The organism is Stackebrandtia sp. (assembly GCF_035643755.1).
GTDB lineage: Bacteria > Actinomycetota > Actinomycetes > Mycobacteriales > Micromonosporaceae > Stackebrandtia.
Window position 1 is genome coordinate 37,516 of sequence record NZ_DASQPW010000198.1, and the last position, 8,440, is coordinate 45,955.

Genomic DNA, 8,440 nt, shown 5'->3' on the forward strand with positions numbered 1-8,440 from the left:
TCTCTACCATGAACACCACCACTCCGCGCGCCGAAGCGCTCGTCCTATTCGGAATCACGGGCGACCTGGCCAAGAAGATGCTGTTCCCGGCGCTGTATCACCTGGCCAAGCGGGGGCGGCTCGACATCCCGATCATCGGCGTGGCCGCCAACGACTGGGACGCCGACACGCTGCGCGAGCACGCCTACGCCGCCGTCGTCGCGTCGGTGAAACGCGTCAACAAGACGGTGTTCGAGCGGATGGCGTCCCAGCTGCGGTTGATCACCGGGGACTTCAAGGACACCTCCACCTTCGACAGGCTGCGCGACGCCGTGGACGGCCTGGGCTATCTCGCGCACTACATGGCGATCCCGCCGGGGCTGTTCACCACGGTGGCGCGGTCGCTGGCCAATGTGGGCCTGAACAAGAACGCGCGGCTGGTGGTGGAGAAGCCCTTCGGCCACGACCTGGCCTCGGCCCGGAAGCTCGACGGCGAGCTGGCCCAGTACTTCGACGAGGAACACCTGCTGCGGGTCGACCACTTCCTGGGCTCCGAACCCGTTGAGGGACTGAAGGTCTCGCGATTCGCCAACACCCTGTTCGCCGCGACCCTCGACAAATCCTGCGTCGACAATGTACAAATCAGCCTGGCGGAGGACTTCGACGTCGCCGACCGCGGTTCGTTCTACGACGCGGTGGGCGCGGTGCGCGACGTCTTCCAGAACCACCTGCTTCAGGTGCTGACCTTCCTGACCATGGAGCCGCCGAGCACCCCCGACGCCCGCGTCGAGAAGCTGGAGAAGTGGCGCGTCCTGCACGCCACCCGCACCATCGACCCCGCCGACACCGTCCGTGGCCAGTACCAGGGATATCTCGACGTCGAGGGAGTGCGGCCGGACTCCAACACCGAGACCTTCGTGGCCACCCGGCTGTGGATCGACAACTGGCGCTGGTCCGGCGTGCCGTTCTATATCCGCAGCGGCAAGTGCCTGGCGTTGAGCGCCACGGAGATCGTCGTGGAGCTGCGCCGCCCGCCCATCGACCTGTATCCCGCCCGCGACGGCACCACCCCGCCCAACCTGATCCGTTTCCGGCTGGAACCCCAGGCCGGGCTCAGCATCGAGATGATGGTGAAGAAGCCCGACGTCGGCGAGGACGCACAGCCGATCCCGGTCGACGTGGACTTCGCGAAGGTGCTGGGGCGGGAGGAACTGCCGTACGAGAACATTTTGGACGGCATCGTCACCGGCGACCCGGAGTACTTCACGTCCTTTGGGGTGGTGGAGGAGTGCTGGCGGATCTGTTCGCGCATCATCGACACCGACGACTCGCCGGTGCGGTACGTCAAGGGAACGTGGGGACCCGCCGCGGCCGAGCTCATGCCCGGGCCGGGCGGCTGGCACGACATCGGCTCCATGGTGACGACCTCATGAGCCTCACCGGTTCGCAGTTCACGATCGCGGCGGGACGGTATCGGGCGACCGTGACCGAATCGGGGGCGGGGCTGCGGGAGCTCACCCACGGCGGGCGGCCGCTGATCCTGTCGTACGACGCGGACGTGCCCGCCCCGGCGGCGCTGGGGCAGCTGCTGATTCCCTGGCCCAACCGCGTCGACCACGGCCGTTACACGTTCAACGGGGTGGATCACCGGCTCGACATCAACGAACCCGAGCACGACTGCGCCATTCACGGACTGGTCAGGTGGATGACGTGGTCCGCCGCCGAGGTCCTGCCCGAGCGGGTGCGCCTGACGTTGCGGCTCATGGGTTCGCCGGGTTACCCGTACCGGCTGGACCTGGAGGCGGAGTACGCGCTGGAGGCGGACAGCGGCCTGACCGTCCGCGTCACCGCGAGGAATCCGGGGCCGCGCGCGGCCCCGTACGCGCACGGCGCGCACCCGTACATCACGGTCGGCCAACCCATCGACACCTGCACCGTCCACATTCCCGCCGCGTCGTACCTCCCGGTGAACGAGCGCATGATCCCGCCCGGACCGCCCGAGCCCGTCGAGGGCACGGAGTACGACCTGCGCGCCGAGCGGGTGCTCGGGGACCAGCGGATCGACCGGGCCTTCACCGACCTGATTCGTGACGACGACGGCCGCGCGCGGGTGCGGCTGATCGGCGACGCTCGGGCCACCGCGTTCTGGCTCGACGACACCCAGCCCTGGCTCGAGATCTACACCGCCGACAACGTCCCGCCGACCCTGACCCGCCAGGGCCTGGGCGTGGAACCCATGACGTCCCCGCCCAACGCCTTCGCCTCCGGGCTCGACCTGGTGCACCTGGCTCCGGGCGAGGAGATCACCGGAAGCTGGGGAATCACCGCCGAAGGGGTGTGAGCCTCTCCCGCGCGGGTAAGGTCGAAGCCAGTGGGCTCATGACCCTCCACTCAGGAGATTGAATGGCGCGGTACATCGAGGATTACGCCCTGGTCGGTGACCTCCACACCGCGGCCATGGTGAGTCGCGACGGCAGCGTCGACTGGCTGTGCCTGCCGCGCTTCGACTCGCCCGCCTGCTTCGCCGCCCTTGTGGACGACGAGTCCGCCGGGTGCTGGCGCCTGGCGCCGCGGGACGGCCGGGACTCCAGCCGGCGCCGCTACCGCGGCGACAGCCTGATCCTGGAGTCGGAGTGGGACACGCCCTCGGGCTCGGTGCGGATCATCGACTTCATGCCGCCGCGCGGCGAGGCCGCCGACATGGTGCGGATCGTGGAGGGACTCTCGGGGACCGTGGACATGCGGATGACGCTGCGGCTGCGCTTCGACTACGGGCGGATCGTCCCGTGGGTGCGCAGCGAATCCGGCGAGCTCGCCGCGGTCGCCGGGCCCGACGCGGTGTGGCTGGCCACCCCCGTGCCCACCCGCGGAGAGGACCTGGCCACGCTCGCCGAGTTCACGGTCCACGAGGGACAGCGGGTGCCTTTCGTCCTGACATACCAGGTCTCGCACAAACCCCGGCCCCGCCGGGTCGACCCCGAGTCCGCGCTGTCGGACACCGTGAGCTTCTGGTCGCAGTGGCTGCGGGGCTGCCAATATCAGGGGGAGTGGAGCGACGAGGTGCACCGCGCGCTCATGCTGCTCAAGGCGCTGACCTATCGGCCTACCGGCGGGATCCTGGCCGCCGCGACCACCTCGCTGCCCGAGCAGCTGGGCGGAAGCCGCAACTGGGACTACCGCTTCTGCTGGCTGCGGGACGCGTCGTTCACCCTGCAGGCGTTGCTGGGCACCGGATACGAGGGCGAGGCGGCGGCCTGGCGTGATTGGTTCCTGCGGGCGGTCGCCGGCGATCCCGCCCAACTCCAGATCATGTACACGCTGGACGGAACGCGCCGCATTCCCGAGTACACGGTGGACTGGCTGCGTGGATACGAGGGCTCGTCCCCGGTGCGGGTGGGCAATGCCGCCTCCGAGCAGTTTCAGCTCGACGTGTGGGGCGAGGTGCTGGACGGCCTGCACCTGGAGCGCGAGTCGGGGATCGCCCCCACCGAGGTCGCCTGGGACCTCCAGCAGGCGATGCTGGAGTTCCTGGAGGGCAACTGGAAGCGACCCGACGACGGCCTGTGGGAGATCCGCGGGCCGCGGCGGCAGTTCGTGCACTCCAAGGTGATGGCATGGGCGGGTTTCGATCGCGCCGTCACCGCCGTTGAGAAGTTCGGCCTGTCGGGGGACGCGAATCGCTGGCGGAGGCTGCGCGACGAGGTGCACGCGGAGGTGTGCGCCAAAGGTTTCGACGCCGATCGCGGCACGTTCACGCAGTCCTATGGTTCGAGAGGCCTGGACGCCGCGTCGCTGTTGATACCGCGGGTGGGGTTCCTACCCTGGCGGGACCGGAGGGTGGTGGGAACCGTCGAAGCCATCCAGCGCGAGTTGTGTTCCGACGGCTTCGTCCTGCGCTACCTCGACGACGACAGCGACAATGTGGACGGGCTTCCCGGGGCCGAGGGCGCGTTCGTGCCGTGCACCTTCTGGTTGGTGGATGCCTTGCACGGCATGGGAAGAACCGACGAGGCGCGCCGGCTCTACGAGCGGATGCTCGACCTGCGCAACGACGTCGGCATGCTGTCGGAGGAGTACGACACCACCAACCGCCGTCAACTGGGCAACACGCCGCAGGCGTTCAGCCTGGTGGGCCTGGTCAACTCCGCGCGATGGCTCAGCGGCACCTCCACCAACACCTCCACACCGGACTGGTCATGAGCGACGACTCCTGGGCGCCGCTGGCCGACGCGTTCGTGGACGGTGCGTACGCCACCGTGAAGGGGCGGGTGCGCACCTATGTGTTGCACCAGCAGTTGCTGGAGCATCTCCCGCCGCCTCCCGCGACCGTGCTCGACGTGGGCGGGGGAGCGGGGCACCAATCCCTCCCCCTGGCCCGCATGGGATATCGGGTGACCATATTGGACCCGTCGGAGGCCATGCTGGACAGGGCGCGACAGCGGCTGGCCGCCGAGCCGACGGGCGTGAGGGAACGGACCGAGCTGATCAGGGCCGGCGGCGAGGACGCCGCCGCGGCGACCGGTGGGCGGCGCTTCGACGCCGTGCTGTGCCACGGGGTGCTGATGTACGTGGACGACCCGCGACCGCTGGTCGCGGCCCTGGCGGCGTGCGCCGCGCCGGGCGCGGTGGTGTCGGTGATGGCGCTCAACGCCAGGACCCTGGCGGTGCGCCCGGCGCTGGACGGCCGCTGGGACGACGCCCTGGCCGCCTTCGACGCCGACCGCGAGCGCGGCGTGTTGGGTGTGGACACCCGCGCCGACACCGTCGAGGGGCTGTCGGAAATGTTTGCGGCCCAAGGGATCGATCCCGGGCCCTGGTACGGCGTGTGGCTGTTTTGCGACTGGACGGACGCCGCCGACGCCGACGTCGCCCGGGTCGCCGCGGTGGAGCTGCGGGCCAGCCGCCAGGACCCGTACCGCCAGCTCAGCCGGGTCTTCCACCTGGTCGGTCGCCGAGGTTAGGCGTCGGAGGCGGCCCGGCGCAGCGCCGCCAGCACCGCGCGGATCGCCGGGCGGGCCACGCTTCCGGCGCGCAGCGCCGCGACCACGTCGCGTCCGGAGTCGTCGTCGATCGCCTTGGCCGCGATGCCGTCCCAGGCGGCGGTGGCGGCCGAGCGCGGAATCAGGGCCACGCCCTGCCCGGCGGCCACCAGCGAGGCGACCACGTTGAAGTCGTCGCTGCGGTGGACGATGTCGGGGGTGAATCCCGCGCGTCGGCACAGCGACGGCACCAACTGTCCGAAATAGCTCGACGGGGTGCCCGCGATCCAGCCGTGCCTCTCCAGGGCCGCGATCGCGACCGGGCCGTCCGCCGCGGCCAGCTCGTGCGCGGCGGGAAGCAGCAGGTTCACCGGGTCGTGAAACAGCACCTCGGCGCGGATACCCGGCTCCAGCCGCAGCGGTCGGGCGTCGTAGGACTGCACGATCGCGATGTCCAGGTGTCCGGCCGACAGCGACAACAGGCCCTCGTCGGTGGTCATGGTGATGGTCTCCAGCCGCAGGCCGGGATGCCGCCGACGCACCGTGGTCAGCAGCCGGGGCAGCAGGGCGGCGGGGATGGTCTGGATGGCGCCGAGGCGCACCGTCCCGGTGGGTGCGCGGCGCAGCCCCTCCACGGCGGTCTCGGCCTCCTCGAGTTCGCGCAGCACCCGGGCGGCGTGCACGGCCAGCAGCTCGCCGGACTCGGTCAGCCGCAGCCCGCGCCCGACCTTCTCGGTGAGCGGGCTGCCGACCGCGCGCTGCAGCGTCGCGAGCTGGTGGCTGGCGGCCGAGCGCGACAGCCGCAGCTCCTCGGCGGCGGCGGTGAGGGTGCCGCGCAGCCGCAACACGTGCAGCAGCCGCAGCGCGTTGACCGACAACATAGGTGAACCATATCGAACGTTCACGGGCAGAAAGTTGAGCTTGTCGCTACAAGAGATGCGTGGTCGACTGAAGGCGACACCGAGGAGGCACCCGATGACGGCCGATGGACTTCCATACGCGGCGGGCAAGACCCTGTCCAGCACCGCCGACCACGTCCGCAAACTCAACCGCGCCTGGCGGCACATCCAACGGCGCCACGCCGACGGCCTGCCGCTGCACAACGCCAGCGGGCTCAGCCGCGGGCTCCCGCTGCCCGACGACGTCCCCGCCTGGGTCTACGACGACGAATGGGCCGGCGCGCTGTACAGCGGCGAGGTCCGCGAACGCGGCCTGGAGCACCTCGGAGGGGACTCGGACCGCGACGACATCGTGGTCACCAACCGGCTCACCGCGGCGCTGTTCGCCGCGCTCCAGGTCACCGTGCGCCTAGGGTCCACAGTGATCGGTGTCTCGCGTTCCTACAGCCACCCCGCGGTGGCGCGCGGGGTGCGCGACGCCGGGGGCACGCTGGTCGACACCGTCGGCGTCGAGGAATTCGAGAGTCGGCTCGCCGCGCACGACGACGTCTCGGTGGTCGTGCTGACCCGGCTGGCCGTCACGTACCTGGCGCTGGATGAGTCCGACATCCGCCGCATCGTGGACGCGGCGCACCGGCGCGGCGCCCTGGTGGTGGTCGACGACGCCGGGGGAGCCCGGGTCGGCCCGGCGATGCTCGGCCAGCCCCGCACCCTCGAGCTCGGCGCCGACCTGGGCGCCACGGGACTCGACAAGTACGGAGTGGACGGACCGCGGGTGGGTCTGCTGGGTGGTCGCGCCGACCTGATCGACAAGGCGCGCGCCCGGGCCTTCGAGCTGGGCAGCGAGTGCCGCCCCGTGCTGTACCCCGCGGTGGCGCGCACGCTGCGCGACTACCACCCCGAGCGGGTCAGGGCGCTGGTCGCGTCCACCAGGACCGTCGGCGACGCGCTGGCCGCCCGGTTCGGCGCCGACGCGGTGGAGGCGACGCCGTTCATCGCGAAGCTGTCGGGCGAGGTCATCGCCCGCATCCTCGCCGAACGCGCCGACCGGCCCGTGGACCTGGCGCCGGTCGAGGCCACCGCGGCCCTGGCGATGTGCCTCCTGCGCGACCGCGGCATCCTCACCGTCCACTTCGCGGGGTTGCCGCCGGGAACCTCGGCGCTGCTGGTGAAGTTCATGTCGTCGACGCTGATCGCCGAGATCGGCGGGGCCGACGCCTTCGCCGCGGCGGTGGACGACGCGCTCACCGCCGCCGCCCGCGAGGCGACGCCCGAGGCGCTGCCCGTGCTGCTGTTCGGCTGAGCGATCACATGAGCAGGTCGCCCTGTTCGGCGTGCAGCCCGGCGTAGTGCTCGAGCTTGTCGAGACTGGGTCGCACACCGAGCCCGGGGCCGTCGGGCACGGCCAGCGATCCGTCGACGATGGGCAGGGGTTCGTCCAGAATGTCGTCGCCGAACAGGTAGTAGACGGTGTCGATGGGGTAGGAGATCTGCGGGGTGGCCGCGGCGACGTGCAGGTGCGCCGCCGTGGCCGCGCCGAGCTCGCCGCCGCTGTGCAGGTTCATGCCCCACCCGGTCGTGGCGCAGATCCCCGCCAGCCGCCTGGTCGGCGCGATGCCGCCCCACTTGAACACGTCGCCGTGCACCACGTCGACGGCGCCCAGTTCGATCGCGGGCACCACGTCCTCGAACCGCACCACGCACATGTTGGTGCACAAGGGGACCCGCACCCGCTTGCGCACCTGCGCCATGGTCGCGAGGTCGCCGCACGGGTCCTCCAGGTATTCCAGCCGGAGTTCCTCGATGCGACGGGCGTTTTCCAGGGTGCGCGCCAGCGGCCAGTGCCCGTTGGGGTCGACGCGCAGCGCGACGTCGGGGAGCCGCTCGCGGATCGCCTCCAGGTGGCCCAGGTCGACGGCGGGGTCGTGGCTTCCCTTGAGCTTCAACGCCTTGTACCCGCGCCCGACGGCCTCGAGCGCGTCGGCGACGATGGCCTCGGCGGCGTCGCCGCCGTCCTCGGGCGGGGTGACCACATAGGTCAACGGGACGCGGGTGGTGAGACCGCCGCCGATGATGCGGTGCAGGGGTTGGCCCGCGGCGCGCGCCATCAGGTCGTGGCAGGCCATCTCCAGGCCCGCCATCGCGGCGTAGCCCAGGTACCCGTAGAAGAACGGCACCATGGACAGTTCGCGCGCCACGGCCTCGACGTCGTAGGGGCTGCGTCCGCGATACGTCGCGAACAGCTTGGTCGTCAACGCGGTGACGGGATCGCCGTGCATGGTCTCGCCCCACCCGACCAGGCCGTCGTCGGTGCGCAGCCGCACCACCGTGCGGGTGGTGCCGCGCCGCACCTCGAAGGAGCTCACGAACGCCGAGCGGTAGGGCACGTTGACGACCCACACGTCGATGCCGTCAATGATCACGCAGGGCTCCCTCGGGCAGCTCCACCGCGGCGAACGCGTCGAGCACCCGGCCGAGCCGCTTTCCGATGGCCCGCAGGCATTCGCGGCCCGCCTCGGGGTCGGCGGCCGACGGGTCGTCGGTGAAGCCGCCCGACGCCGCCCAGTCGCCCGAGCGCACCAC

At 71.1% G+C, this 8,440-nt stretch carries 7 protein-coding genes; 5 read left to right on the plus strand and 2 right to left on the minus strand.

Going from position 1 to position 8,440, the window contains the following annotated elements:
* The first annotated feature begins 8 nt into the window (after positions 1-8).
* From zwf to VE172_RS15205, 4 genes are all read left to right on the plus strand, one after another.
* Positions 9-1,412 carry a glucose-6-phosphate dehydrogenase gene (gene zwf, locus VE172_RS15190; protein ID WP_324802770.1) on the plus strand — a complete coding sequence of 468 codons (1,404 nt, stop codon included), beginning with the start codon at positions 9-11 and terminating at the stop codon, positions 1,410-1,412.
* On the plus strand, positions 1,409-2,320 hold the full coding sequence (locus VE172_RS15195; RefSeq protein ID WP_324802771.1) for an aldose 1-epimerase family protein: 912 nt from the start codon (positions 1,409-1,411) through the stop codon (positions 2,318-2,320). The genes zwf and VE172_RS15195 overlap by 4 nt, the downstream gene beginning before the upstream one ends.
* A gap of 62 nt (positions 2,321-2,382) precedes the next feature.
* Positions 2,383-4,179, plus strand: a complete 1,797-nt coding sequence (locus tag VE172_RS15200; protein ID WP_324802772.1) for a glycoside hydrolase family 15 protein — start codon at positions 2,383-2,385, stop codon at positions 4,177-4,179.
* Positions 4,176-4,940 carry a methyltransferase gene (locus VE172_RS15205; protein WP_324802773.1) on the plus strand — a complete coding sequence of 255 codons (765 nt, stop codon included), beginning with the start codon at positions 4,176-4,178 and terminating at the stop codon, positions 4,938-4,940. Before VE172_RS15200 ends, VE172_RS15205 begins: the two co-directional genes overlap by 4 nt.
* Here the strand turns inward: VE172_RS15205 and VE172_RS15210 are convergent.
* Entirely contained in the window at positions 4,937-5,839 is a 903-nt protein-coding gene (locus VE172_RS15210; protein ID WP_324802774.1) for a LysR family transcriptional regulator, read from the minus strand. The genes VE172_RS15205 and VE172_RS15210 overlap by 4 nt on opposite strands.
* A gap of 94 nt (positions 5,840-5,933) precedes the next feature.
* Between VE172_RS15210 and VE172_RS15215 the strand changes: the two genes are divergently transcribed.
* Positions 5,934-7,160 carry a PLP-dependent aminotransferase family protein gene (locus VE172_RS15215; protein WP_324802775.1) on the plus strand — a complete coding sequence of 409 codons (1,227 nt, stop codon included), beginning with the start codon at positions 5,934-5,936 and terminating at the stop codon, positions 7,158-7,160.
* Between the two features lie 4 nt (positions 7,161-7,164).
* On the opposite strand, the gene VE172_RS15220 is transcribed toward VE172_RS15215, so the two are convergent.
* Entirely contained in the window at positions 7,165-8,280 is a 1,116-nt protein-coding gene (locus VE172_RS15220) for a mandelate racemase/muconate lactonizing enzyme family protein (protein WP_324802776.1), read from the minus strand.
* Positions 8,281-8,440: the final 160 nt, after the last annotated feature.

Excerpts from the sequence above, each read along its gene's own strand:
- zwf (WP_324802770.1), top strand. The coding sequence starts at position 9 with ATGAACACCACCACTCCGCGCGCCGAAGCGCTCGTCCTATTCGGAATC.
- VE172_RS15200 (WP_324802772.1), top strand. The coding sequence starts at position 2,383 with ATGGCGCGGTACATCGAGGATTACGCCCTGGTCGGTGACCTCCACACC.
- VE172_RS15205 (WP_324802773.1), top strand. The coding sequence starts at position 4,176 with ATGAGCGACGACTCCTGGGCGCCGCTGGCCGACGCGTTCGTGGACGGT.
- VE172_RS15210 (WP_324802774.1), bottom strand. The coding sequence starts at position 5,839 with ATGTTGTCGGTCAACGCGCTGCGGCTGCTGCACGTGTTGCGGCTGCGC.
- VE172_RS15195 (WP_324802771.1), top strand. The coding sequence starts at position 1,409 with ATGAGCCTCACCGGTTCGCAGTTCACGATCGCGGCGGGACGGTATCGG.
- VE172_RS15215 (WP_324802775.1), top strand. The coding sequence starts at position 5,934 with ATGACGGCCGATGGACTTCCATACGCGGCGGGCAAGACCCTGTCCAGC.